The organism is Methylocystis parvus, assembly GCF_049675845.1.
GTDB lineage: Bacteria > Pseudomonadota > Alphaproteobacteria > Rhizobiales > Beijerinckiaceae > Methylocystis > Methylocystis parvus_A.
On sequence record NZ_CP187161.1, the window covers coordinates 1,983,679 to 2,006,837 of the forward strand.

Here is a 23,159-nt window from a genome sequence, read left to right on the forward strand (position 1 = left end):
GGAAAAGATATGCGCGGGATCGTTCTCGCCGGGGGTTCCGGCACCAGACTGCATCCGATGACGCTGGCGGCCTCGAAGCAGCTGCTGCCGGTCTATGACAAGCCGATGGTCTATTATCCGCTCTCCGCGCTCATGCTGGCGGGCGCGCGCGAGATCCTGATCATCTCGACGCCGGACGACCTGCCTGCCTTCAAGCGCCTGCTCGGCTCCGGCGCGCAATGGGGCGTCTCCATCTCTACGCCGAGCAGCCGCGCCCGGACGGCCTCGCGCAGGCCTATATCATCGGCGCGCCTTTCGTCGAAGGGCACAACTCCGCCCTGGTGCTCGGCGACAACATCTTCTACGGCCACGGCCTCGTCGCTTGCTGAGCGATGCGGCGCGCGCCGATGGCGCGACGGTCTTCGCCTATCACGTCAAGGACCCCGACCGTTACGGCGTGGTGGAGTTCGACTGGGACGGACGCGCCGTCTCGCTCGAGGAGAAGCCGGCCCGGCCGAAATCCAACTGGGCGGTGACGGGCCTCTACTTCTACGACACGAAGGCGCCGGAATACGCCGCCGCGCTGAAGCCCTCGCCGCGCGGCGAACTCGAGATCACCGATCTCAACCGAATCTATCTCGAGGCGGGCAAGCTCAACGTCGAGCGATTGGGCCGCGGCTTCGCCTGGCTCGATACGGGCACGCCCGCCTCGCTGCTCGAGGCCGCGCAATATGTGCAGGCCATCGAACAGCGCCAGGGACAGCGCGTCGCCTGCCTCGAGGAAATCGCCTTCACCCAGGGCTGGATCGACGCCAACGCCATGCAGGAAGCCGCAAAACGCCTCGCCAAAAGCGGATATGGAGACTACCTCCTCCAGGTCGTCAAAGACGCTGATACGCCAAAGCCGAAACGGTCATAGCGGCGGGAGGCCGACCGCGCCGGGAGCCGCGTCCTGAATTCGGCCGTTTTGCGTGACGTAAAGACAGGCGACTCCCAATCTCAAACCCGGAGCCGTCTATGGAACCGCTGCTCGTTATCGCGTCGCTGCACCTTGCCGGACACGCGTGGGACCTGGGCGACGCCTTGACATGCGCCGCCATCCCCTGCGCAAGCGCGCCCCTGGTTCTGAAAGCGAAAACGAACGCCCCAAGCCTGCCGCCGGCGCGGAAGGAAACCGTAAGAGCGCCCTTCAACCAGGAAGCCGAGATCCGCATCGAGCCCGTTGGGTCCTATTACATCTCCCGGCGGGACCGGCGGGGCTTTACGCTTGTCATCGAGAAGCCTTCGCCCGGGGCCAGCTTTCTCTACAACGTCGCAGGCGGCTAGGCGGGACGGCGGCTCCTACGCTTCTTTGCGGCCGACGACGACCGCACGATGGATCGGCGGGCGCGCCGAGTCGTAGCGCAGGAAATTGAAGAGCGGCCAGCAATGTTCGTGAAGCCATTGGCGCGGGATGACGGCGTCGCCATAGACTTCCGCCGCGCGCGCGCCTCTCGGCGGCAGGTAAACATAATCGCCGGCCACGGCGCTGGCGCGCATGGCGTCGATTTCCTCGGCATATTCCGACAATCGTTGCGCGCGCGCGCTATCCGCCGGGTCGGCCGCATCGAAAAAACTCTCGTCTTCGACGGCCATCGCCACGACGCCGCGTTTCTTGCAGACGCGGCTCATTTCGCAAAGAAGCGCATAAGCGAGGCTCTCCGGCAGATGGGCGAAGACCGAGCCGGCGACGATGACGTCGAAAGAGTCGTTCGGGAAAGGCAGCGCCGCGCCGGGCTGCATCTGGGTGAACCAACCCGGGACGCCGAGATAGCTGCACATGGCGATGGCGTCGGGGTTCGCATCGACGCCGTGAATGTTTTCCGCCGCAACGTCCCGAGCGAAAAGGCGGGTAAGGGCGCCCCACCCGCAGCCGACGTCGAGCACGGTGGAATGGGCCGTCAGCGGACTGCCGAAAGCGCGGCAATAGCCTTCGGCGTAAATCCATAGGGCGTGCGCCCGGACGATCGCCTCCCTATCGACGTCGCCGTTATCGTCGCCCTGTCGGGAAGGGTGCGGAAAACGTGGGAAATCCTCTCCATCGATAACAGGCTCTTCGACGCTCCGCGTCAGGATCCGCAGCCACTCGTCATTGGACACATGACCGAATTTTTCGGTGATCGACATTAGATGTCCCTGAGATTTGGCCCAAACGCCACGCGCGCAAACTGCGAACCTTGCGGCAACGGCTAAGCCATTTGACGGGCCCGAAGCTCTAACTTTTTGAAAAACCGACTTTTTTTACCCGGGCGACAAAACCGCGCCGCCGCCCTGTCTCGAATCGCACACGTCACTATTTCCAAATCCACGCGCACCCACAAGGCGCGCATCGGTCGCCCCATTGGGAAGCCCCAGCGCCCCGCCATCGTAACGACTCAAAATTGCGGTCTTTCGGGGGGCGACGCCGAAGGCCACGCCTGGCGCGAATCACACGAACAACGAATCGAGGGCTCCTCTCCATGCAAAGCATTTCTCTCGGCCGCCCCGCCAAAAAGGCCTTTCTCGCAGCCGCCGCCCTGACGGCGGCGATCTCGCTCACCGGCTGCTATACGCCCGGCGAGCGGGCCGTCGGCGGCGGCATCATCGGCGGTCTCGGCGGCGCGGGCATTGGCGCGCTGGCCTCCGGCGGCATGGCTGGCCCGACCCTGGCGGCCGCGGCGGTCGGCGCCGCCGGCGGCGCCCTCGTCGGCGCGGCGACCGCGCCGCAGCCCCGCTACTATCGCCGCCCGCGCTACTATTACTGAGGCATGGCGGCCCGGCGCTCACAGCGCCGGGCGCATCAGCTATATTTGAAGCTCGCGAACATGCCCGCCTGCGCGTGATAGAGCAGATGGCAATGAAAGGCCCAATGGCCTGGATTGTCGGCGTCGAAAGCCACGACGACGCGCTTGCCCGGCGGGACCAGCACGGTGTCCCGCAGCGCGCCGTCGAAGCGCCTGCCGTCGATGTCGACGACCTGAAAGCGATGCCCGTGCAAGTGCATGGGATGAGACATCATCGTGCGGTTCGTCATCGCCAGTTCGACGCGCTCCCCTGACTTCAGCGCGATAGGCGGCGTCTTCTCGTCCCACACGACATTGTTGATCGACCACACATAGCTCGCCATGTCGCCGGTCAGGTCGATCGGCACGACGCGATCCGCCTTCCTCGCGGCAAGCGGCGCGGCCGCCCGCAATTGCTCTTCGAGCGATAGATCCAGCGCGGCCGAGGCCGCCTCGGCTTTGTCCGGCAGGCGGGAGATATGGGCGCGCGGCGGCGCGAGGATGAGGCCGGTCCGCCTCGCCTCGCCCTCGAGCACGAAGAATACGGCGATCGCGCCCCCGCCTTTCGGCGTTTCGACGAGAAGGTCGAGCCGCTGCCCGACCGCAATGGGAAAGCGGCTTCCCGCGACTGGCGCGACGTCCTGCCCGTCCACGGCGACGAGCTTCGCTGCGTTCTCCCCGAGATCGACATGGAAGGCGCTCATGGCCGCGCTATTGATGACGCGCAGCAGCACCCGGCCGCCATTTTCGATCTGCACGACCTGAGGATCGGCGAGCGTGCGCTCGTTTGCGAGAAAGGCGTCGTAATCAACGTCGTTGAGATCCGGCTTCGCCATCGGCGTCGGCATGCCCGCCATCTCCCCCATATCGGAATGCCGCGTGGCGGCGTGACCCATTGCGGCGTGATCCATGGCGGCGTGATCCATGGCCATGCCCCCCATGTCATGTCCCATGCCCGTGGCATGGCCGGGAGCCCGCCCGCCCGTGAGCGCGGCGTAAATCTCCTGCGGCGACCTGAAGCTGAAATCGGCGAGCATGACGACGACTTCCTGCCAATCGGCGTAACGCTTCGGATCGCGCACGATCAGCGGCGCGGCCAGGAGAAGCTGCTCCTGGAAGCCGTAATGCGCATGCATGAAATAAGTCCCGCCGAAGGGCAGCGGGAAATCGTATTCCGCGGAACCGCCGGGCGGGATGGCGGGACCGGAAAGCCCCGGCACGCCATCCTGAGCCGAGGGCGGGGTGAGGCCATGCCAATGCAGGAGACTGGAGTCGGCAAGCTCGTTCTCGACGCGCACGCGAAAGCGCGATCCCCTATCCGCCACGACGCCCCCGACGCCGTCGCTGCGCCCGATGGCGTAGACCGACGCCGCCTTGCCGTTCACCTCGATCGCGCGCCGCTGCAGCTTCAGGATTGTCGGCTCAGGCTCCGCCGCAAGAGAAAGGTTGGGCGCGGCTGCGAGGGCAGCGGAATTCAAAAGAAAGGCGCGTCGCGAGAGCATGAGGGCTCCTGTTGATTGACGCGCCATCATGATCGACGCCGACAGTATCGCCAAGATAAAGATCGCTTAACCAGCGCGCGCGCCGCAGCGGGCCCCGTAGATTGGCTGATCGCCACGCTTCGGCTATGGAAACCGGCAGAATCGCCTTGTCCGGAGCCCTTCCCGATGAACGAGCCCGCCGCCGTCCGCTTTTTCCATGTGTGGGACACCTACGCCAAGGTCGTCGCCGCAAACTACATGTACCATCAGGAGATCGGCCAGGCCATCAAGGCGGCCTTGCGCGCGCGCTTCGGCGGGCGCGCGTTCACTGTGCTCGATCTCGGATGCGGGGACGCGGCGACCTTCGCGCCGCTGCTCGAAGGCTTCGACGTGAAAAACTATCTTGGCGCCGATCTCTCCGAAGCGGCGCTCGCGCTCGCGAGGCAAAATCTCTCCGGCCTCGCCTGCCCCGTCGTTCTGACACAGGCGGATCTCATGAGCGAGCTCGAAAGCGCCGAGCCGCATGACCTCATCTATGTCAGTTTCGCGCTGCATCATCTGACGACGGCGCAAAAGGCCGAGTTCTTTCGCGTCGCGGCGCAAAAACTTGCGCCCGGCGGCCTGCTGCTGGTCGCCGACGTCGTTCGCGAGGAAGGGCAAAACCTCCCCGATTATCTCGAGGGCTACACCAATTATCTCACCGAGGTCATGGTCACGCTCGAACCGTCCGAGCGTGAAGCGATCCGCGAACACATCACCGGCTTCGACCTGCCCGAACCCTGTTCCGTGCTGCAGAAGCAGGCTGAGGATCGGGGACTGCGCATGCTCGACGTGGCGGCGCCGCATAAATGGCACCGCCTGCTCGCCTTTGCGAAAGCTTGAGCTACGCCGATTCCTCAAACGCCAGTCTCGCCCCCATCGTGACTGGCGCCCTTCTGTCTTATCGCTCCTCATATTGAAATCAGTTCGCGCTTGCTCAGGTACCTCTTATCGGAACGCGCAACATGCCGATGTCGCGTTCGTGAGGAGAGGCCCTGCCTATGGCGAACACCGACGTCTTCGCTGACTTTGTTCAATTTTACAAAGAGCGCCAAGCGAGCGAGATGTCGCTCCAGAACTATCTCGAACATTGCCGCGACAATCCCCAAGCCTATGCCAGCGCCGCCGAACGGATACTCGACGCCATCGGCGAGCCTCAGCTTGTCGACACGTCGAGAGACCCGAGGCTCGGCCGCATCTTCATGAACCGGACGATCCGCGTCTATCCGGCCTTCGCGGAATTCTACGGCATGGAAGAGACGATCGAGCGCATCGTGAGCTTCTTCCGCCATGCGGCGCAGGGGCTCGAGGAGCGCAAGCAAATCCTTTATCTGCTGGGTCCGGTCGGCGGCGGCAAGTCGTCGCTCGCCGAGCGTCTCAAGGCGCTGATGGAGATCAACCCGATCTATGTCCTGAAGGCGGGAAACGAGCTGAGCCCCGTCTTCGAGAGCCCGCTCTGCCTTTTCAATTCCGAAGAAGCGGGGTCAGTGCTCGAAGAGCGCTATGGCATACCGCGCCGGCGCCTCCACGTCATCATGAGCCCCTGGTGCCTCAAGCGCCTCGACGAATTCAACGGCGACATCACGCGCTTCACCGTGGCGAAGATCATGCCGTCGCGCCTGCGCCAGATCGCCATCGCCAAGACGGAGCCCGGGGACGAGAACAATCAGGACATCTCCTCGCTCGTCGGCAAGGTGGACATTCGCAAGCTCGAAGCCCATGCGCAGGCGGACCCGGACGCCTACAACTATTCCGGCGGTCTGAACCGCGCCAATCAGGGGCTTCTCGAATTCGTCGAGATGTTCAAGGCGCCGATCAAGATGCTGCATCCGCTGCTCACGGCGACGCAGGAAGGCAACTATATCGGCACCGAGAATATCGGCGCCATTCCCTTCGCCGGCGTCGTGCTCGCCCATTCGAACGAAGCCGAGTGGCAGACCTTCAAATCCAACCGCAACAACGAAGCCTTCATCGACCGCATCTACGTGATCAAGGTTCCATACTGCCTTCGCGTAACCGAAGAGCAGCGGATCTACGAGAAGCTGCTGCGGGAATCCGAGCTGGCGGAAGCGAGCTGCGCGCCCAACACGCTCGAAATGCTGGCGCGCTTCATCGTGCTGTCGCGCCTGAGCCCGCACGAGAATTCAAATCTCTTCTCCAAGATGCGCGTCTATGACGGCGAAAGTCTGCGCGAGGTGGATCCGCGGGCGCGCAGCATCCTCGAATATCGCGAGGCCGCGGGCGTCGACGAGGGCATGACGGGTCTTTCCACCCGTTTCGCCTTCAAGGTGCTCGCCGCAACCTTCAACCACGACACCGTCGAAGTCGCTGCGGACCCGGTTCATCTGATGTACGTGCTCGAGCAATCGTTGCGCCGCGAGCAACTGCCGGCGGAAACCGAGAAGCGCTACATCGAATTCATCAAGGCCGAGCTCGCGCCGCGCTATGCGGAGTTCATCGGGAAGGAAATTCAAAAAGCCTATCTCGAATCCTATCAGGACTATGGCCAGAACCTCTTCGACCGCTACATCGATTATGCGGATGCATGGATAGAGGACCAGGACTTCAAGGATCCCGACACTGGACAGATGTTGGATCGGGAACTGTTGAATCAGGAATTGACGAAGGTCGAAAAACCTGCCGGAATCGCCAATCCCAAGGATTTCCGCAACGAGGTGGTGAAGTTCGCCCTGCGGTGGCGCGCCTCCAACAAGGGGCGCAACCCCTCCTGGGCGAGCTACGAAAAGATCCGCGACGTCATTGAAAAACGAATGTTCTCGCAGGTCGAAGACCTTCTGCCTGTCATTAGTTTCGGAACCAAGAAAGACACGGAAACAGAAGGCAAGCATACCGAGTTCGTCAACCGGATGGTCGCGCGCGGCTATACGGAGCGACAGGTCCGCCGTCTGGTCGAATGGTACATGCGTGTGAAGCAGGCAGGCTGACGCTGGGGCTGCGGCGCGCGCGCAAGGATAGCGAAGGAAGAAATGCGCATCGTCGATCGCCGGCTCAATCCGGGGGGTAAAAGCTTCTCAAATCGCCAGCGCTTCCTTCGCCGCGTCCGGGACACGGTGGAGCGCGCGGTCCGTGAGGCGAGCCGCGAGCGCGCCATCGAGGATCTCGAGAACGAACAGGAGGTCACGGTTCCCGCCGACGGCGCCCGTGAACCGCTGTTCAGGCACATGCCGGGCGAACGGCGCGACTTCGTGCTGCCGGGCAATCGCGACTTCGTCGAGGGCGATCTCATCGACCGCCCGACGGGCGCGGAAGGACCCGGCGGATCGGAGCCGGGCCGCGGCCACGGACAGGAGGACACGTTCAGATTCGTGCTGACGCGCGAGGAGTTTCTGAGCATCTTCCTCGACGATCTGGAGCTTCCCGATTTCGCCAAACGGGGCCTCGTCGACACGCAAAAGCTCGGCTCGCGGCGCGCCGGCTATTCCACGAGCGGCACGCCCGCCAATCTCTCTCTCGGCCGTACGATGCGAATGTCGCTCGCGCGCCGGATCGCCATGGGCCGCCCGCAACGTCGCGCCGTGGAGCAGCTCGAGGAGGAATTCGCCGGCGCCAAGGGAAGCGAGGCGGCCGAGCTTCTGGACGAAGTCTTGCGCACGCGGGCGCGGCGCATGCGCATACCTTTCCTCGATCCCGTCGATCTGCGCTATCGCCGCTTCGAGCGCTTCCCCAAGCCCGTGGCGCAGGCGGTGATGTTCTGCCTGATGGACGTCTCGGGCTCGATGACGGAGCATATGAAGGATCTCGCCAAGCGCTTCTTCATGCTGCTGCATGTCTTCCTCACGCGCCGATATCAGCGCGTCGAAATCGTGTTCATCCGGCACACGGACGAGGCGCAGGAAGTGGATGAGGAGACGTTCTTCCGCTCCGCCGAAACCGGCGGCACGATCGTGTCTTCGGCGCTCATCGAGATGGATCGCATCATCGCCGACCGCTACGATCCGGCAAGCTGGAACATCTACGGCGCCCAGGCCTCCGACGGCGACAACATGATGAGCGACAATGATCGCACGCGGGCGCTGCTGCAGGACAAGATCCTGCCGCTCTGCCAGTATTTCGCCTATCTCGAAGTCGCCAACACGAACGAGACTCATTCGCTGTCCTATGTCGGCGGCAGTTCGCTGTGGAACGCCTATGCGCCGCTCGCGGCGACGGCGCAGAATTTCCAGATGCGGCGCGTGTCCCGGCGGGATCACATCTATCCGGTGTTCCGAGAGCTCTTCCGCCGCCGTGACGGCGCCAGCGCAGAGGAAGCGACGACATGAGCGCGCTTCTCTTCGAAGGAAAGGATTGGAGCTTCGAGACGCTCCAGAACATCTACGAGGCCGTCGAGACGGCAGCGAAGGACGAGCTCGGGCTCAACACCTTTCCGAACCAGATCGAGGTCATCACCGCCGAGCAGATGCTCGACGCCTATTCCTCGACGGGCATGCCCCTGCTCTACCGGCACTGGTCCTTCGGCAAGCGCTTCGCGCAATTCGAAGGCGTCTATCGCGCAGGGCTTCAGGGCCTCGCCTATGAGATCGTCATCAACGCGAACCCCTGCATCAGCTATGTGATGGAGGAAAACAGCGCGACCATGCAGGCGCTGGTGATCGCGCACGCTGCTTTCGGCCATAATCACTTCTTCAAGAACAACTACCAGTTCCGTCAATGGACCGATCCGGGCGGCATTCTCGATTATCTCTCCTACGCGAAAAACTACATTGCGAGCTGCGAGGAGCGCTATGGCGAAGCCGAAGTCGAGCGTTTGCTCGACGCCGCTCATGCGCTGGCGCCGCAGGGCGTCGACCGCTATCCGCGCAAGCGGCCGATGAGCCTTCTCGACGAGGAAATGCGCGACCGGGCGCGGCGAGACGAGAGCGAGCGGCTTTATAACGATCTCTGGCGAACCGTCCCGAAGCCCGGGGAGGCGGCGAAAAAGGTCATCGACCATCAGCGCGCCCTGCTGCGGCTGCCGCAGGAAAACATTCTCTACTTCTTCGAGAAGACCGCGCCAAAGCTTGCGTCCTGGCAGCGCGAGGTGCTGCGCATCGTGCGCCTCATCGCACAATATTTCTATCCACAGCAGCAGACGAAGGTGATGAACGAGGGCTGCGCCACCTATTGCCATTACCGCATCATGAACTCCCTGCATGAAAGCGGGCGCATCAGCGACGGCAGCTTCCTCGAATTTCTGACATCCCACACCAACGCGATCCGCCAAGCCACCGCGCATGATCCCTCCTATGGCGGCGTGAACCCTTACGCGCTGGGCTTCGACATGATGACCGACATTGCGCGCATCGTCCGCGATCCGACGGAGGAGGACCGGCAATGGTTCCCCGACATCGCGGGCGCCGGCGATGAGATGGCGGTGCTCAGGGATGTCTGGGCGAATTATCGCGACGACAGCTTCATCGCGCAGTTTCTCAGCCCGCATCTCATCCGCAAATGGCGACTCTTCCATATTGTCGACGAGGCGGACGCGCCGAAGCTCAGGGTCGAGTCGATCCATAATGAGCGCGGCTATCACGATCTGCGCCGCAGCCTCGCCAGCGATTACGAGGTCGGCCGCAACACGCCGGACATCCAGGTCGTCGACGTCGATCTCGCAGGGACGCGCCGCCTCGTGCTGCACCACCGCGTCTTCGCGGGGAAGATTCTGGACGTGGTCGACGCGGCGCTGGTGCTGCGCCATCTCACGACGCTCTGGGGTTATGAAGTGGTGCTGGAAGAGGTCGACGCGACGACGAATGAGGTGCTAAAGGCGCATATGGCGTCGCCCGACTCGTAGGGCCCGCCCCTACGAGGAACCATGTCGACCTTCAGCGCCGAATTGCCCGCCGATCTTTGGCCGCGCTGGATCGCGCGTTCCGCCGCGCTGCTCAACTCGCATCGCGACCTTACCGGGCGCGAACTCATCGCGCGGGGCGGAAGCGCCGAAGAAGAGGCCGAGCGCCTCCTCGCCGCGCCTTTCGTCGTCGTGTCGCATGGGACCGAAGCCGACCCTGTGCTCAATTACGGCAACCGGGTCGCCCTGGCGCTGTGGGAGATGAGCGCCGAACAACTTCTCGCCACCCCTTCGCGCCTTACCGCCGAGCCCATGCTCAGGGAAGAGCGCGAAAGGCTTCTGGAGCAGGCCGCGCGCGACGGCTTCTTCATGGGCTACGAAGGCGTGCGCATCAGCGCGACAGGCCGGCGCTTCAGAATCTCCAACGCCACCGTCTGGAACGTCACGGACGCAGCCGGCCGCCCGGCGGGCCAGGCCGCGACCTTCGCACGCTGGACCTTTCTCTAGCCGCTCAGCAGCGCATCGACCCAGGCGGGAACGACGTCGCTCGCGGCGCCGTAGCGTTTCTCGTCGAAGACGGCGGCGTTGTCCGAGGGCTCGAGATTGATCTCGCAGGTGTGCGCGCCGCGAGCCCGAGCCTCCGACACGAAACCCGCCGCCGGATAAACCGAGCCCGACGTGCCGATTGAAACGAAATGCGTCGCCTCGGCGAGCGCGGCGAAAATCTCGTCCATGAAAAGCGGCGTTTCTCCGAACCAGACGACATGAGGCCGCAGAGTTCCCTCGCGTCCGCAGGACGGGCAGACGCTTTCGGTCGAGAGATCGTCCCGCTGCGCGTGGATAGCCCCACAGGCCGCGCACCGCGCCTTCAACAGCTCGCCATGCATATGCACGACAGCGTCCGCGCCGCCGCGTTCGTGAAGATCGTCGATGTTCTGCGTGACCAGCGTCATCGCGCCGCCTCGGCCCGGCAGCTCCCTTTGCAGTCGCGCCAGGGCGGAATGAGCCGCGTTGGGCGCGGCGGAAAGAAGGTTGCGGCGCCGGAAATTGTAGAATTCATGCACGGCCGCCGGATCGCGCGCAAAGGCCTCGGGCGTCGCGAGCTTCATGGGGTCGAAGCGCGCCCACAGACCTGTTCCCGATTTGTCGCGGAAGGTCCCGAGGCCGCTTTCGGCGGAGACGCCTGCGCCGGTAAGCACGAAAATCTTCATCCCGGTGACCATCTTTGCTCCTTCTGGATCGACGCAAAGGTAATGCGGCCGGCCTGCCGCGGCCACGGAACAAATCATGATCATCGTCTTCCGCCGCGGCGAAGTTGAGCGCGGCGCAAAAATGCGCAGTATGGGGCCGAGTTCCCGATCACGCTCTTTTAGGAGACGAAAAGAATGATGTCGCGTCGATTGATGATCCTGACGTTGAGCATGGGCCTCGGCCTCGGCGCCCTCGCGCGCCCGGCCTATGCCGACCCGAATTATCTGGAGCAGGCGATTTCGGACACGAAGGAAGCCATCGCCGCCGGCAACCAGATGGAAGCGGCCTCATTCGTCGAGCATATCGACGACGCCTACGACCATGCGCGCAGCGCCGTGTGGCAGACGCCCGTCGATCCTATCCGCAAGGGCATCAAATATCTGCGCAAGGCGGCGAAGCTGGCCAGGGGCACGAGCATGGACAAGCGCATCGCCAAGGCGACCGAGCAGGCGCAATTGGCGCTGGAGCAGTTCCAGTCCGTAAAATAAGGCGCGGCGGGCGCGCTCGCGCCCGCCTCCTACCTGCCGTCGCAGGCGGAAAGCGGCATCGGCTCCAGCCGATAGACCTTGTCGTCGCTGACGGTTTTCCTGTCAGGCCCGCAATAGGGCTCGAGCGGGGCGCCCATATTGGGGTTGCCGAGCATCACGAAATCCTTCTCGCCGCGACGCAGATAGATGGTGCGCGAAAAATCGCCGCTGCAATCGGCGACCTTGGAATTCTCGCGCTGCTGCGGCGTGCAGTCGCCTTTCTTCGGGTCGCAGAACTCCGCCGTGCACTCCCACTGGTCCTCATAGGGCGTGCAGCTATAGGACATGGTCTGCGGCTTGCCGTTCTTTCGCGTCGTCGCCGAAACGGCGACGCTCGCGCCGTCGGGCCAATCCGGCAAAAGATTTTTCGCGCGGTCCCCCTCAATGGCCTTCATCGTGCGCGAGACGCGTATCGAGGCAGTCACCTGCTGTCGATGCGAGGCGAGATGCTCGGGCGAATAATCCCGTCCATAGCAGAAGGGCGCGTCGGGCTTGAGGCGCTCGCGGAGCGGCGCTCCCAGCCGCGCATACGGCGGATTGGTCTTGTTCGCCTCGGCGACGCAGTCCTCGATAGGTCTTTGTTCGAGCCGGAAGCTGCGGTCGTCGGCGCCAAGCTTGAGCTTCGTCTGTTCCGCTTCTTCGGCTTCGGCGTCCATGAGCAACCCCCACTCGACGCCGTCGAGCACGAGATGCGTTCCGTCGTCGGAGCGGATCGCGCCGATGTGCCTGTCGCATTCGCCGCCACAACTGAGCGCGGCTTTGGCGCCGGTCGACTCGTCCCTGCTGCACCAGCCGGAAACATTCTCGGGCTGCTTCATCCCGCGCAGAGTGACGAGCGCGGCGACATGGGTCGAGTTGTTCTCCGGGTCCTGCCCATCGCCCGCCGCATGTTTGGCGGGGCTCTCCTCGCTGTGGCGCAGATTGGGGTCCTCCCAATAGGTGGAGACCTTGTTCTTGCCGATCATGAAGAAAAAACGCTCCACTTTCTGTTGCGGATGCGCCTTCAAATGCGCTGCGTCATAGACGCGGGCGAAACAGAGCTTGCCCTGGTCGGCGATCATCTTCTCGATGGGCGCGGGCGCCGCCGATACGGCGAGAGGCGCAAGAGCGACGCTCGCCGCGAAAACCGATAAAGGAAATCTCAAGGCGCCCTCCCCTGCTTCTTCGCCCTCTCGGACTATGCCATATTTTTGGAAAGATGCAGGAGGGGAGCGAGATGAACAGACGCGGCATGTTCCACGGGGCCCTGGCGGCGGCGGCCGGCTTGTTCGGCGCCAAGGCGGCGGCGGAAGAGGCGAAGGCGCCCATGAAGGTCGTCTATCACCTCTCGGACTTCGAGAAGGCCGATTTCGTCCTGCACAATATGCGCGTGCATTACGAGAACGCCGGCGGGCCGGTGACATTGGCGCTCGTCGTTCACGGTCCGGCCGTCCGCGCCTTCCGGCGCGACGGCTCCGGCGTCACGCAGGAGCGTCTCGCCGGGCTCCTCAAACGCGGCATGTCTCCTTACGTCTGCGCCGTCGCGCTGCGCGGCCAGAACATGGAGGAGAAGGACCTCGCCTCTGGCTTTCTGATCACGGAAGCGGGAACCGTGCGCCTCGCGGAGTTGCAGCGCGACGGCTATCTCTACATCCGCCCGTGATCGGCCCCGCTCAAAACGGCTCGATCACATCCGCCATGTTTGGGATCATGCGCACCTTGTAGCGTGCGTCTTCACAGATGATCTTCCAGACCGCCTCGCCCGGCCGCGACGCCTTGACGTCGCGCGTCGCGCTCTGCGGCGCGTCGCATTTATAGCCTTGCAGGCGCACATGCGCGGCGATGATGTCCCTGGGCGTTTCCTGCGCCGTCGCCGTTTCCACGACGCCGAACGACAGGAGGACGAAGAGCGTCCGCGAGAAATTGCGGGTCATGACCATACCTTGTGAATCTCGACAGGGAAGAATCGCCGGAAAGCCGCGCAGGGGCAAGAGGCCGTCTCAACGCTCGCCAGCCGCGCTCCCCGACCGCGCTTCCTCCGCCGGCCATAGAATGAGCGAGACGAGCAGCAGCACCGTCAGTCCCATCATGATGCCGGCGAAGCGATCGAGGCCGGGCCAGATGCTCGCCGGCGGGCCGAAGCCCTGCACGAGCGTCATGATGAAGGCGAGGCTCATCTGGGTGCCGACATAGCCGATCCCGCGCGCGCTCGACTGGATATGCGTCGCGATCCAGACGCCGGCCGCAAGCGCGATCAACCAGGGGAGAAAAAAGGTCAGCGGGATCATGAGACAGAAGAGCGCCGCCGCGCCGCCGATGACGCAGCCCGCCATGCGATGCAGCGCGCGGGTGACGACGACGGTGAGAAGGATCGACGGCTGCACGCCCAGCACCGGCGCCGCTGCGACGACAATCGCCGTCACGCCCATCTGCGCGCCGAGCGCGGGGAGTTCCAGCAACGACCAGACCAGCGGAATCAGCATGACGCTGATTCCGCTGCGCAGCGCATGCAGAAGGGCAGGAAATCCTGCGTCGAACATGCTTGCGAAACCGGGCGGCGGGGCGCTTGATTCCTGCGGCGCGCCGTCGCCGGCGAGCACGAAGGCGACCATCATCGCGACGAGCGTGCCGATCGTCACTTCCGCCGTGCGATAGACCGCCACATGCAGCGTCGCGAGCGGGTCCTGCAACGACATCAACACAATCATGTCGGCCGTCACCGCCGCCAGAAGCCACGCGTAGCCATTGCGTTCGAGTTCGAAGCCCAGCACGCCGATCGTCGTGAAGACGAGCAGGAACAGGTAGCAGGCGAGATGGTCGTAAGCGATCCAGCGCATGGCGAAGAAGGCGATGAGCGCGCCGACGATGGTGCCGGCGATGCGTTGCAAGCCCTTGCGAAACGATGCGACGCTCGTCGCCTGGCTCACCATGAAGCCGCTGATGCCCGCCCACCACGCATTGTCGAGCCTCAGCGCGAGCGCCACGATGGTGGACAGCACGACGGAGAGGGTCGCGATCAGGCAGGCCCGCCCGCGGGGGCCGCTCCAGCTCAACTCGCCAAGGTCGTCGAAAAACGCCGAGAGGACGCCTTGAGACGGCGTGGCTTCTACCATGGGAAAATCACGGTGCGCGCATCCGCGCCCATATAGAGCTTCAGATCGGGGGGCGGATCGACGAGCGTTATGGTGACGGGAAAACGCCGCTGCAGGCGGATCCAGTCCGTCGTCGGCTCGACATAAGGGAGCAGCTTTTCGGGCCCCTGATGGCGGCTGATGCCGCGCGCGACGCCCTCGATCCACGCGCGCCGCCAATGCCAGGGATGCGAATCGAGCCAGACCCAGGCCGGTTTGCCCTCCTCGATCAGTCTGAGGTCCGACTGGAGATAATTGGCGATGATGCGCCAGCCTTCCGCGTCGATGATGCCGACGAGCGGCGCATAGGCCGGGGCCGTATCGCCGACGCGCACGGTGAGATTGTTGATCGTGCCGGGACGCGGGGCGACGAGCTCAGTCTGCGACAGCCGCCACTCCGCTGTGGCGAGCGCGGCTTCCGCCTTGGCGAGCGCCGCCTTGTGCATGTTGAGCGCGGACATTCGCTGCGCGACGAGCGATTGCGCCTGGGCGACGCCCGCGGCTGCGCGGTTCTCGCGGTCCGTGGCGGCGTCGACATCTTCTGGGGAGACGAAATCCCCTTTGCCCAGCGCGACGCGGCGCTGCTGCGCGCCTTTGGCGAATGTAAGCGCGGAGCTTTTCGAGGCGACGGCGTCCTGCGCGCCTTTGATCGCGTCCTGATCGGCGGCGAGCTGGGCGCGCGCCTCATCGACCGCGTGCTTCTTCTCGTTCACGTCGAGCTGGAAGGGAACCGGATCGATCGAAACCAACGGATCGCCGATCTTCACTTCCTGATTGTCGACCACGTGAACGCCGACAATCCGCCCCGTCACCTCGGGCGCGACCGACACATTATAGGAACGCACATAGGCGTCGTCCGTATAGACAACGAGGGTCGTCAGCGCCTCGTAGAACAGAAACGCCCCGAAAAGCCCGCCCAGAACGGCGAAAATCCGTCTCCGCTGACCCACGCCCCCTCCTGCCCGCTCAGTCCCAAAGCCTCCAAGGACCTGGCTACGGCGATGGTAAAGGCTGAAGCGGACATTGTCGATTTAAGGCAAGGGTTCGAAGCAACCAAAGATCGGAGGTGGCGCCGCAAGAGGGATTCGCCCCCATCATTACCAATTTCATACAGAACCGTTTTCTATCTTGTCCCGATCCCGGCAATCTTACGATTTTATAAAAAATCAACCGCCTAGACCCTCCCTCTCGACCAACCTCGCGGCTGCGCTTGAAGGAGTCAGGCGAAACCAAATGATGGAACAGGAGCGCCGATGATCCTCCGGCGCCGCGACGCAGCTCGAAGCCGCGCCGCGCGAGTCGGTAAGTTTGCGCGTCTCAGATTTCAGCGGACGTGTAGCTCGTGACTTCCATGCCGACGCACACTTCGACGATCACCGGGCTCGACCAAATCATGATTATTTCCTCCTGAATCGGGCCTGTGGCCACCACATAACATAGCGCTCAACCGTGGCTCATTCAGCCAGAAAATCCGCCAACGGCGCATGCCAAAAATTCCTGAGATCAGGCCGCAGCCCGCTTGGGCGTCTACCCGCTACTCAGCTCCTCTTCGTCGCGAATTGGGAGCGAGACGATCACTCGAGTGCCATCTCCCGCGCGGCGCTCAACCTTCATCGCGCCGCCAAGCGCCTGCACACGCTCGCGCATGCCGAGCAGACCCATTCCAGAACGATGCTCTTCCGCAATTCCGATCCCATTGTCCTCGATCAGCAGAGTCAGTGTCGGAACCTCTTCCACTTCGTCGTTTCCCGCTTCGCTGAGCTTATCCCACCCGAACGTCACCGAAACCTGAGCCCAATTCGCCTTTGCGTGTCGGAAGACGTTGGTTACGCTCTCCTGAACGACTCGATAGGCCGTAAAGGCGGTGGTTTCGTCAAGGGACGACAAATCATGAGGCGACACCAGGCGCAGTTCGACCTCAGGATGGCCGAGCGCCCAGGAGGCGAAGAGGCTCTTGAGCGCCGACTCAAGCCCGAGTTCAGCTAGACCCTTCGGCCGCAAGCGCTCAAGCAGGCCCCGAAATAAAGACTGAAGCGCTTCGCTGGCGCGGTCCACGATCGCGCCGATTTGCCGGAGCCGTTCAGGATCGGATGGCGTATGCGCGACTGCTTCTTGCAGCGAGGCCGCCGCCGCGCGGATTGAAAAGAGGCAAGGCCCCGCCTCGTCGTGCAGATCCCGCGCGATCTCCTTGCGCTCACTGTCCTGAATCTCGATGAGTTCGTTAACGAGATCGCGGTTCTCCTGCCGCACGCGGTCGAGCGTCGTCGCCAGCGAGTTTAGTGCGCTAGAAATATTCCGGAATTCCAACGCGCCGCGAGGCGCGATCCGGATTCCGGTCTTCCCCGCCTCCAGATCGGCGAGACCAGCCTGCAATGCGCTGAATGGCGTGAGGGACAATCGCACTAGAAGGAGCACGAGAACAATGATCGCAAGCGTCACGACGAGGCTGATTGACGCCAGCCACGTCATGTCGGACCAGATCTCCTCCAATTCGTCGAGCGGATTGGAAAGGATCAAGACGTTGCCGTAGTCACTCTCTTGAGCCCGGATGGGCACAAGTATGGCTCGCGGGGACGGAACGTCGACCAGTCTGACGAACCATGCCGGCGGATCGGCGTCCTTGATGTGATCAGCCGCTGACCAAACAGGCGGCGCTTCGCCCCGTTCGAGTATCTTGATGTCGACATGGCGCAAGCTGCCAAGATTGGCGAAAAGTCTACGGAGAGCCGGCGTAGGGTTCGCGCTATCGGGAATACTTGCAATCGTTGACAGGACAAATTCCCGAACAAGTCGGAGATTACTTCCCGCTTCGGCGCGAACGCGTGGCCCGGCATGCATCATTTGAATGGCCAGATTGATCAAGAGGGTGGCAAGGAGCACCACGCCAATCAGCCAGCTCAGACCCGCCTTCAGAGAAATCATCGCCCGTCGCCTGGAAAGAATGGCCGCAAAGCCACAAGGTCATTGACACCGCGCACGGTTTTCACAACAAAGATCGAAGTCCACAACAAGAAAAAATCGTCATGCGCGTTCTGATCGTCGACGACCATCCGATGGTGATCGAGGGCTGCCGGGGCATGCTCTCCGGGCAGACGGACATAGAAGTTTCCGAAGCTCACAACGCTGACGAGGCGCTCGAAAAATACGCTTCGACCGCGCCGGACGTTATCGTTCTCGACATCAACCTTCCTGGCGTCTCCGGTTTCGAATTGCTGCGTCTGCTGTTGAAGCGCAATCCCAACGCAAAAATCATCGTATTCACGATGAATGACGATCCGGTCTTCGCGGCGCGCGCGATTGAACGCGGCGCGCGGGGCTATCTCGCGAAAAGCGAGGACCCCAAGGTTTTTATCAAGGCGATCCGATCCGTCGGCGCGGGTGAACGCTACCTCTCGAGCAATCTCGCGCTCAAACTCGCCTTTGCCGATCAGAGCCTAAAGAAAAATCCGCTCGACGCCCTCAACAATCGCGAGATCGAAATCCTGCGCAATCTCGCCAATGGCAAGGATATGACGGAGATCGCGCATATTCTGAAAGTCTCCTACAAGACGGTCGCGAACAACTGCATCCTGCTGAAGCGCAAGCTCGGCGCGCGGTCGAAGGCGGATCTTTTGCGCATCGCTGTCGAGAACAAGGTCGCGATGAGGCTGGTCTGAAGACCTCACCCTATCTGAATTGCTTTTGCGCTTTGTAGCGCTCGGCCAGTACTGCCAACGCCTCTTCTCGCGTGCCGCCTTTGTGGCGCAAATTATAATAATGCTGGCAAAGCTCGCCATAAGTCTGCGTCTGTCCTGCGGCCTTCGCGACGTCGGCGAGTTCACGTAAAATACCGGCGTAGTCCTCCGCAGCCCCGTCTTCAGCGAGCATCTTGCCAATCTGGGCCGTTCTGTTGGCGAGCATGCGGTGGGACTCCAGGAAATGGGCGCGCGCCGCCACGATCGCCTCGCGCATCTTGCCCACGGCCGCATCGGTCGCCGCAAGCTCGCGGCCGGCTTCCCGGCTGGCGAGCCAAAGTGCGGGATCGACCTGCTCGTTGGCGCGCAACCACATCTCGCTGCTCTTCTCCGCCTGCGTCTCGATCACGTCGTTCACTTCGCTTGCGCCCTCCTCCTTGCCGCAAGCGGCGCAGATGAGGCACATGGCGAGAGCGGCCTCTGCTTTCGAGACGCGAAGCAGTCTCACTCTATTTGCCTTCGAGCTTCTTCTTCAGGCCCTCGAGCCCATTATGGAGATACGCCGCCATTGCCGTGCGCGCTGCGTCGTCATTCAGATTGTCCGGCGGCTCATTGCTGGTGTCGCCGCGATAGAGGCGACCATACCATTTCACCTGACTGCCGCCGTCCGGCGTCGGGTCGACAGAAAAGGAAAGTGAATACGAGCTCGCCGGCAGCGCATCGAGATTGGGATCGGACATTCGCCAACCGAGCTTGTGCGCCGCCCCGTCATATTCGTCGAGCCCCTCTTTCAGCACCCCGCCCTTTTTGAGCGTCACCTCACGCTCGGCGCCCGCCGCGTCGCCCCCCGAGGCCTTCACCGACTGGACGTCGGGATGCCACGCGGCCAGCCCGTCGAACTTTCCGGCCACAGCCCACACGGCCTTCGGATCGGCGGCGATGACGATCGTCTCATCGACCTTGATCGGCGTCGGTCCATGCGCAAAAGCCGGCGTCCCGAACAGGAAAGCCAGCAGTGACAGCGCTTTTATCATTTGAAACTCCCTCATTGTCATTTCGAGGCGGAACGCGTGGAGCGCCCTTTACGCGCGAAGCGGTCCGAAAGGGGCCTCACTGAATAGGCCGCGAGCAGGCAAGCGGCCGACAAGCCCCCGAGATAGGGTCGTAAATCGAGCGCTCCGTCGCGAGCGCGCTCGGTCGCGACGCCCCGATAGGCCTCCGGAAGGCTCGCTTTGTCGTCGAGATGGAAATAGCCGAGGCCGGTCCTTTCGGAGAGCGAGCGAAGATATTCCTCCTTCACCGAGGAGAGATGCTCCACGCCGACGGCCGCCGTCGCGCCGAAAGGCGCATTGCGCTCGTTGAAGCCCTCTCGTCGCTCCGCGCCTTTGGGCGGGAGTCCGAAGCGGCTTTCATGCGGCACATCTTCGATTGCTACAAAGCCGACCTCACGGCCCCTGTCGTCGAATTTCGGGATCGGCGAGAGTTCATAGCCGCCCGTACCGACAATCAGCCCGCGCGTCTCGCCGGCTCTTCCGTCGAACACGGGACCGCCCGAGGCGGGTAGCGGCGGCGCCTCCTGGCCATCGGTAAAGAAGAGGAGATCGGCCCTCAACTCACGCGCCATATCCACGGCTCGAAACAGTCCGGCGGAAATGCGGCTGTCGCCCTCCCACGCCATGCGCCAATCGATCGCCGCGATCGCCGCTTCCAGCGGCGAGAATTCCGCGCAAGCGTCGATTGGCTCGAAGAGCAGGAACGGGCGCCGCTCGGTGAAGACGCCGAGCGCCACGCGCGAGGGGCAAGGCAGCGCGACAATCAAATCCCGTAGCGCGGCCTTGGCCTTTTCGAGCCGGCTGATCGGCTTCCCGCCCGCCGCATAGTCGCGAACATTCATGCTTCCCGTGATGTCGATGATTGCAAGAATGTCGTAACCCGGGCGCGTCACCCGCATTGTGGGCGCGCCAAAGGTCGCGACGAGCAAGGCCGTCGCCAAGGCCAGCAGGATCAGGCGAGGATCACGCAGGTCGGGACACATCACGGCAGGCCTTTCGGCTTGCCTGGAATGTCAGTCCAGAGCTTCTTGGGGTCGGCGCTGAGTTCGTCGCCGCTCTTTCTTTCGAAATCCGGGAAATCGCGCACGAGCCGCGCCGCGACGTCCATATTGAACTTCGCGTCCCAAAATTCGGGGTCGAGCTTGAGCGCGCGGCGATATTCGTGTTTCGAGAGATTGACGAAGGGCCCGGCGGCTTCGAGCTCGGATTTCTCGATATGCTCCAGAGCGGCGCGAAGTAGTGCGTTCGCGACGAGATAATGAGCGCGCGCGCGCGATGGCTCGTCCCCGCTACGATCCAACGCCTCGAGGAAGGCGCGCGCCTGATCGAGACGATCGCGCTTCGCCAGATAAGCGATGCGCGCGAAAAGCGCCTCGGGCGGCGCTTCCATATCGATGGGAATGTCCCGCCCGGCGCGGAGCGCCTCGATAGCATCATTCGTCGCAACGGCGCGCCGCCACGCGACGCCTTCGAGGAGCGCGGCAAGGGCAAAGCCGGATGCGGCGGCGGCGAGAAGAAGAGAGCGCTGCGTGCGCCAGAAATGGAAAAATGCTTTGCGAAGACGCGCGATCATGATGCGCCTCTCGAGGGTGAGAGGCGGACCTCCGCCAGCTTCGCGAAGATAAGCAGGCAGGACGCAAACAGCGCCGCGGCGAAGAACACGCCGCCGAGATCACGGCGCGGCAACTTCTCGAAATAGCGGATGGGCTGGCGTTCGAGCCGGTCGATCTGCCCGAGCGCATCCTCGGTCGCCTTCGCGCCTTCCGCTTCGAAGGCGCGATAGGGCACGCCAAGAGATTTGAAATAAAGATCGAGATGCCGTTCCGGCGCCGCTTGCGGAGATTCGGATTCGCCATCCGGGGCCGCGGAAATTCCCCGGCTTCCTTCGGTGCGCAGGAACAGCCAATAGAGATTGACGCGGGTCCTTCTGAAGTCGGCGCGCAAATCGTCCTGAATTTTCGGATCGATCACGCCGGCGCCGTCGGAGATGAGCAGAATGGCGCGCGAATGTTCGGCGTCGCTCGCGCGAAACATCGAAAGCGCCATTGCGAGACCGCGCGCAATATTGGTGTAGTCGAGCCCCGGGCGATCCATGGCGTCGATCGCCGCCCTTGTCGCGTCGAGGCGATCCGAAAGGGGCGTCACCAGCATGGGCGACGTCGAGAAGGCCGCGACGCCGACAAGATCGCGTCGACGTCTGTCGACGAAGGCCTTTAGGATGCGCTTGGCCGCGGACGCCTTGGATTCTTCGCCGCCGGAGGGGCTCCGTCCCGCGAAGGTCTCGTTCATGCTGCCGCTTCGGTCGATCAGCATCACGATTTGCGCGCCCTCGGCGAGGCGTTCGACCTCCGCTCCCGGGAAAGACGGCCCGGCCGCTCCCATGAGGCTTGCGAGCAGCGCCGCCGCGCCGAGAAATTTGAGCGTCACGCCGACAACTTCCGAAAGGCTATCTTCCGGCGCGCAATTTAGAGACGGGACGGTGGAGTTTCGCAAAGCGGATCGCAGCAAGGGTACGACGGCGACTGGCGCAAGTAACAGCAGTCCCGGATGATCGAAGCCGGGGAGCGTCATTGCGCGCGTTCCTGCCGGGCGAGCGCTCTCGCGAAGTCCAGCAACTCCGCAAATCCGTAACGGTCGGTCTTGCCCTCCGAGAAAAATTCGCTGCGCGAGGCGGCAAAGAAGCGGTCGAAGGATGGCCGCAACGACACGAATTCTGGCCGCTGCGCCAAAAATATGCTGACGTCTTCTCCGAGCAGCGTTCCTCCATTGGCGCGATCGATTGCTCGATGCATGCTTTGCATGGCCCCCGGGAGGTCATCGTGTCCATCATGCGCCTTCGCGGCGAGTTCACGCGCGAGCGCATTAAAAATGCGTTCCCGTCTTCGCTGGAATGGCGGCCAGGCGCGATCCCGCGCGACGACGCCGAACGCCAGAAGGGAAAGCGCTCCAAAGGCGATCGCGAGGCGCTCCGGTTGCGTCTCACTGGCCAAGACCATCGGCGAATCCGGGCGCAGGTAGTCTTCCGGGCGTTCCTGTTTTGCGGGGACGATTTCGCGCAAGGGCGCGACGCCGACGCTCCATGCGGGCACCTGGACGGTCTCGTCCCCAAAACGCAGTTCGAAACCAGGAATTTCGATATTGCGCACATCGAGTGCGACGTAGAAATTCTGATAGATGAGATCGAGGCGCCAGCGCTTCTCGAAACCGACCGTGTTCGCGTGAATGTCGACGGCTCTGAGATCCAGAGAAGCGCTCAAGGGACCGGGGCGCGGCAGCGAGGCGGAGACGAGAGTCGCATTCACCGATGTCGCGATGTCGACGCGCGCGTGGATGATATCGCCGACGAAATAGCCGAAGGGCCGCGCAGAATGGATCGTCACCCGCGCGTCGTCGGCTTGCGCGGGAAACGCCCAGGCCAGCGAAAGGATGATGAGCAAGCCGACACGCATGACGCGCC

25 protein-coding genes and 1 pseudogene are annotated in these 23,159 nt (G+C 63.2%); 11 read left to right on the top strand and 15 right to left on the bottom strand.

From position 1 onward, the window contains the following. Positions 1 to 9: 9 nt before the first annotated feature. Positions 10 to 898 (top strand): annotated as a pseudogene (gene rfbA, locus ACPFMJ_RS10200) (glucose-1-phosphate thymidylyltransferase RfbA). Positions 899 to 996: 98 nt separating this feature from the next. Continuing rightward, complete coding sequence (locus ACPFMJ_RS10205) at positions 997 to 1,305, top strand: hypothetical protein (protein ID WP_424363673.1); 309 nt, start codon at positions 997 to 999, stop codon at positions 1,303 to 1,305. A gap of 15 nt (positions 1,306 to 1,320) precedes the next feature. On the opposite strand, the gene ACPFMJ_RS10210 is transcribed toward ACPFMJ_RS10205, so the two are convergent. Next, a complete protein-coding gene (locus tag ACPFMJ_RS10210; RefSeq protein WP_424363674.1) occupies positions 1,321 to 2,145 on the bottom strand; it encodes a methyltransferase domain-containing protein in 825 nt (274 codons plus the stop codon). Between the two features lie 332 nt (positions 2,146 to 2,477). Here ACPFMJ_RS10210 and ACPFMJ_RS10215 point away from each other — a divergent pair, with 332 nt between their 5' ends. After that, positions 2,478 to 2,762, top strand: coding sequence for a hypothetical protein (locus ACPFMJ_RS10215; RefSeq protein ID WP_424363675.1), 285 nt, complete (start codon positions 2,478 to 2,480; stop codon positions 2,760 to 2,762). 35 nt (positions 2,763 to 2,797) lie between these two features. On the opposite strand, the gene ACPFMJ_RS10220 is transcribed toward ACPFMJ_RS10215, so the two are convergent. Continuing rightward, a complete protein-coding gene (locus ACPFMJ_RS10220; protein WP_424363676.1) occupies positions 2,798 to 4,282 on the bottom strand; it encodes a multicopper oxidase family protein in 1,485 nt (494 codons plus the stop codon). 165 nt (positions 4,283 to 4,447) lie between these two features. On the opposite strand from ACPFMJ_RS10220, the gene ACPFMJ_RS10225 reads away from it, so the two are divergent. The 5 genes from ACPFMJ_RS10225 to ACPFMJ_RS10245 all read left to right on the top strand — a co-directional run bounded on the left by ACPFMJ_RS10225 (position 4,448) and on the right by ACPFMJ_RS10245 (position 10,595). Next, on the top strand, positions 4,448 to 5,143 hold the full coding sequence (locus tag ACPFMJ_RS10225) for a class I SAM-dependent methyltransferase (RefSeq protein ID WP_424363677.1): 696 nt from the start codon (positions 4,448 to 4,450) through the stop codon (positions 5,141 to 5,143). 158 nt (positions 5,144 to 5,301) lie between these two features. Further along, complete coding sequence (locus ACPFMJ_RS10230) at positions 5,302 to 7,245, top strand: PrkA family serine protein kinase (RefSeq protein ID WP_424363678.1); 1,944 nt, start codon at positions 5,302 to 5,304, stop codon at positions 7,243 to 7,245. A 42-nt stretch (positions 7,246 to 7,287) separates the two neighbouring features. Continuing rightward, positions 7,288 to 8,580 carry a YeaH/YhbH family protein gene (locus ACPFMJ_RS10235; RefSeq protein ID WP_424363679.1) on the top strand — a complete coding sequence of 431 codons (1,293 nt, stop codon included), beginning with the start codon at positions 7,288 to 7,290 and terminating at the stop codon, positions 8,578 to 8,580. Beyond that, complete coding sequence (locus tag ACPFMJ_RS10240; protein ID WP_424363680.1) at positions 8,577 to 10,091, top strand: SpoVR family protein; 1,515 nt, start codon at positions 8,577 to 8,579, stop codon at positions 10,089 to 10,091. Before ACPFMJ_RS10235 ends, ACPFMJ_RS10240 begins: the two co-directional genes overlap by 4 nt. A 21-nt stretch (positions 10,092 to 10,112) precedes the next feature. Further along, positions 10,113 to 10,595 (top strand): MEKHLA domain-containing protein, encoded by a 483-nt coding sequence (locus ACPFMJ_RS10245; RefSeq protein ID WP_424363681.1) that lies wholly within the window; start codon positions 10,113 to 10,115, stop codon positions 10,593 to 10,595. Here the strand turns inward: ACPFMJ_RS10245 and ACPFMJ_RS10250 are convergent. Beyond that, positions 10,592 to 11,299, bottom strand: a complete 708-nt coding sequence (locus tag ACPFMJ_RS10250; protein WP_424363840.1) for an NAD-dependent deacylase — start codon at positions 11,297 to 11,299, stop codon at positions 10,592 to 10,594. The genes ACPFMJ_RS10245 and ACPFMJ_RS10250 overlap by 4 nt on opposite strands. Before the next feature lie 174 nt (positions 11,300 to 11,473). Here ACPFMJ_RS10250 and smbP point away from each other — a divergent pair, with 174 nt between their 5' ends. After that, on the top strand, positions 11,474 to 11,827 hold the full coding sequence (smbP, locus tag ACPFMJ_RS10255) for a small metal-binding protein SmbP (protein WP_424363682.1): 354 nt from the start codon (positions 11,474 to 11,476) through the stop codon (positions 11,825 to 11,827). 29 nt (positions 11,828 to 11,856) lie between these two features. Here smbP and ACPFMJ_RS10260 read toward each other — a convergent pair whose 3' ends face one another. Then, positions 11,857 to 13,011: a hypothetical protein gene (locus ACPFMJ_RS10260; protein ID WP_424363683.1), complete on the bottom strand. Its 1,155-nt coding sequence runs from the start codon at positions 13,009 to 13,011 to the stop codon at positions 11,857 to 11,859. Between the two features lie 71 nt (positions 13,012 to 13,082). Here ACPFMJ_RS10260 and ACPFMJ_RS10265 point away from each other — a divergent pair, with 71 nt between their 5' ends. After that, positions 13,083 to 13,508, top strand: a complete 426-nt coding sequence (locus ACPFMJ_RS10265) for a DsrE family protein (RefSeq protein WP_424363684.1) — start codon at positions 13,083 to 13,085, stop codon at positions 13,506 to 13,508. Positions 13,509 to 13,518: 10 nt separating this feature from the next. Here ACPFMJ_RS10265 and ACPFMJ_RS10270 read toward each other — a convergent pair whose 3' ends face one another. From ACPFMJ_RS10270 to ACPFMJ_RS10290, 5 genes are all read right to left on the bottom strand, one after another. Further along, positions 13,519 to 13,779: a hypothetical protein gene (locus ACPFMJ_RS10270; RefSeq protein WP_424363685.1), complete on the bottom strand. Its 261-nt coding sequence runs from the start codon at positions 13,777 to 13,779 to the stop codon at positions 13,519 to 13,521. A gap of 66 nt (positions 13,780 to 13,845) precedes the next feature. Then, complete coding sequence (locus tag ACPFMJ_RS10275) at positions 13,846 to 14,958, bottom strand: FUSC family protein (protein ID WP_424363686.1); 1,113 nt, start codon at positions 14,956 to 14,958, stop codon at positions 13,846 to 13,848. Continuing rightward, on the bottom strand, positions 14,952 to 15,926 hold the full coding sequence (locus ACPFMJ_RS10280) for an HlyD family secretion protein (protein WP_424363687.1): 975 nt from the start codon (positions 15,924 to 15,926) through the stop codon (positions 14,952 to 14,954). Before ACPFMJ_RS10280 ends, ACPFMJ_RS10275 begins: the two co-directional genes overlap by 7 nt. A gap of 367 nt (positions 15,927 to 16,293) precedes the next feature. Continuing rightward, positions 16,294 to 16,371: a pyrroloquinoline quinone precursor peptide PqqA gene (gene pqqA / locus ACPFMJ_RS10285; protein ID WP_424363841.1), complete on the bottom strand. Its 78-nt coding sequence runs from the start codon at positions 16,369 to 16,371 to the stop codon at positions 16,294 to 16,296. Between the two features lie 132 nt (positions 16,372 to 16,503). After that, positions 16,504 to 17,898 (bottom strand): histidine kinase, encoded by a 1,395-nt coding sequence (locus ACPFMJ_RS10290; protein WP_424363688.1) that lies wholly within the window; start codon positions 17,896 to 17,898, stop codon positions 16,504 to 16,506. A gap of 101 nt (positions 17,899 to 17,999) precedes the next feature. Between ACPFMJ_RS10290 and ACPFMJ_RS10295 the strand changes: the two genes are divergently transcribed. Beyond that, complete coding sequence (locus tag ACPFMJ_RS10295) at positions 18,000 to 18,632, top strand: response regulator transcription factor (protein ID WP_424363689.1); 633 nt, start codon at positions 18,000 to 18,002, stop codon at positions 18,630 to 18,632. 10 nt (positions 18,633 to 18,642) lie between these two features. Here ACPFMJ_RS10295 and ACPFMJ_RS10300 read toward each other — a convergent pair whose 3' ends face one another. From ACPFMJ_RS10300 to ACPFMJ_RS10325, 6 genes are read right to left on the bottom strand one after another with little or no spacing between them, the layout of a single operon-like run. Further along, positions 18,643 to 19,158 (bottom strand): hypothetical protein, encoded by a 516-nt coding sequence (locus ACPFMJ_RS10300; protein ID WP_424363690.1) that lies wholly within the window; start codon positions 19,156 to 19,158, stop codon positions 18,643 to 18,645. 1 nt (position 19,159) lies between these two features. Further along, entirely contained in the window at positions 19,160 to 19,684 is a 525-nt protein-coding gene (locus ACPFMJ_RS10305) for an SRPBCC family protein (RefSeq protein ID WP_424363691.1), read from the bottom strand. Positions 19,685 to 19,701: 17 nt separating this feature from the next. Further along, the gene (locus tag ACPFMJ_RS10310) at positions 19,702 to 20,685 is read right to left on the bottom strand and encodes a VWA domain-containing protein (protein ID WP_424363842.1); all 984 of its coding nucleotides are present in this window, start codon (positions 20,683 to 20,685) and stop codon (positions 19,702 to 19,704) included. After that, positions 20,685 to 21,275 (bottom strand): MxaK protein, encoded by a 591-nt coding sequence (locus ACPFMJ_RS10315; RefSeq protein WP_424363692.1) that lies wholly within the window; start codon positions 21,273 to 21,275, stop codon positions 20,685 to 20,687. The genes ACPFMJ_RS10310 and ACPFMJ_RS10315 overlap by 1 nt, the downstream gene beginning before the upstream one ends. Beyond that, complete coding sequence (locus ACPFMJ_RS10320; protein WP_424363693.1) at positions 21,272 to 22,273, bottom strand: vWA domain-containing protein; 1,002 nt, start codon at positions 22,271 to 22,273, stop codon at positions 21,272 to 21,274. Before ACPFMJ_RS10320 ends, ACPFMJ_RS10315 begins: the two co-directional genes overlap by 4 nt. Then, the gene (locus ACPFMJ_RS10325) at positions 22,270 to 23,151 is read right to left on the bottom strand and encodes a nonribosomal peptide synthetase MxaA (protein ID WP_424363694.1); all 882 of its coding nucleotides are present in this window, start codon (positions 23,149 to 23,151) and stop codon (positions 22,270 to 22,272) included. Before ACPFMJ_RS10325 ends, ACPFMJ_RS10320 begins: the two co-directional genes overlap by 4 nt. Positions 23,152 to 23,159 lie beyond the last annotated feature (8 nt).

Excerpts from the sequence above, each read along its gene's own strand:
- ACPFMJ_RS10320 (WP_424363693.1), bottom strand. The coding sequence starts at position 22,273 with ATGACGCTCCCCGGCTTCGATCATCCGGGACTGCTGTTACTTGCGCCA.
- smbP (WP_424363682.1), top strand. The coding sequence starts at position 11,474 with ATGATGTCGCGTCGATTGATGATCCTGACGTTGAGCATGGGCCTCGGC.
- ACPFMJ_RS10235 (WP_424363679.1), top strand. The coding sequence starts at position 7,288 with ATGCGCATCGTCGATCGCCGGCTCAATCCGGGGGGTAAAAGCTTCTCA.
- ACPFMJ_RS10215 (WP_424363675.1), top strand. The coding sequence starts at position 2,478 with ATGCAAAGCATTTCTCTCGGCCGCCCCGCCAAAAAGGCCTTTCTCGCA.
- ACPFMJ_RS10270 (WP_424363685.1), bottom strand. The coding sequence starts at position 13,779 with ATGACCCGCAATTTCTCGCGGACGCTCTTCGTCCTCCTGTCGTTCGGC.
- ACPFMJ_RS10250 (WP_424363840.1), bottom strand. The coding sequence starts at position 11,299 with ATGAAGATTTTCGTGCTTACCGGCGCAGGCGTCTCCGCCGAAAGCGGC.
- ACPFMJ_RS10310 (WP_424363842.1), bottom strand. The coding sequence starts at position 20,685 with ATGTGTCCCGACCTGCGTGATCCTCGCCTGATCCTGCTGGCCTTGGCG.
- ACPFMJ_RS10290 (WP_424363688.1), bottom strand. The coding sequence starts at position 17,898 with ATGATTTCTCTGAAGGCGGGTCTGAGCTGGCTGATTGGCGTGGTGCTC.
- ACPFMJ_RS10240 (WP_424363680.1), top strand. The coding sequence starts at position 8,577 with ATGAGCGCGCTTCTCTTCGAAGGAAAGGATTGGAGCTTCGAGACGCTC.
- ACPFMJ_RS10245 (WP_424363681.1), top strand. The coding sequence starts at position 10,113 with ATGTCGACCTTCAGCGCCGAATTGCCCGCCGATCTTTGGCCGCGCTGG.
- ACPFMJ_RS10230 (WP_424363678.1), top strand. The coding sequence starts at position 5,302 with ATGGCGAACACCGACGTCTTCGCTGACTTTGTTCAATTTTACAAAGAG.
- ACPFMJ_RS10325 (WP_424363694.1), bottom strand. The coding sequence starts at position 23,151 with ATGCGTGTCGGCTTGCTCATCATCCTTTCGCTGGCCTGGGCGTTTCCC.
- ACPFMJ_RS10225 (WP_424363677.1), top strand. The coding sequence starts at position 4,448 with ATGAACGAGCCCGCCGCCGTCCGCTTTTTCCATGTGTGGGACACCTAC.
- ACPFMJ_RS10265 (WP_424363684.1), top strand. The coding sequence starts at position 13,083 with ATGAACAGACGCGGCATGTTCCACGGGGCCCTGGCGGCGGCGGCCGGC.
- ACPFMJ_RS10305 (WP_424363691.1), bottom strand. The coding sequence starts at position 19,684 with ATGATAAAAGCGCTGTCACTGCTGGCTTTCCTGTTCGGGACGCCGGCT.
- ACPFMJ_RS10275 (WP_424363686.1), bottom strand. The coding sequence starts at position 14,958 with ATGGTAGAAGCCACGCCGTCTCAAGGCGTCCTCTCGGCGTTTTTCGAC.
- ACPFMJ_RS10205 (WP_424363673.1), top strand. The coding sequence starts at position 997 with ATGGAACCGCTGCTCGTTATCGCGTCGCTGCACCTTGCCGGACACGCG.
- pqqA (WP_424363841.1), bottom strand. The coding sequence starts at position 16,371 with ATGATTTGGTCGAGCCCGGTGATCGTCGAAGTGTGCGTCGGCATGGAA.
- ACPFMJ_RS10220 (WP_424363676.1), bottom strand. The coding sequence starts at position 4,282 with ATGCTCTCGCGACGCGCCTTTCTTTTGAATTCCGCTGCCCTCGCAGCC.
- ACPFMJ_RS10210 (WP_424363674.1), bottom strand. The coding sequence starts at position 2,145 with ATGTCGATCACCGAAAAATTCGGTCATGTGTCCAATGACGAGTGGCTG.
- ACPFMJ_RS10315 (WP_424363692.1), bottom strand. The coding sequence starts at position 21,275 with ATGATCGCGCGTCTTCGCAAAGCATTTTTCCATTTCTGGCGCACGCAG.
- ACPFMJ_RS10295 (WP_424363689.1), top strand. The coding sequence starts at position 18,000 with ATGCGCGTTCTGATCGTCGACGACCATCCGATGGTGATCGAGGGCTGC.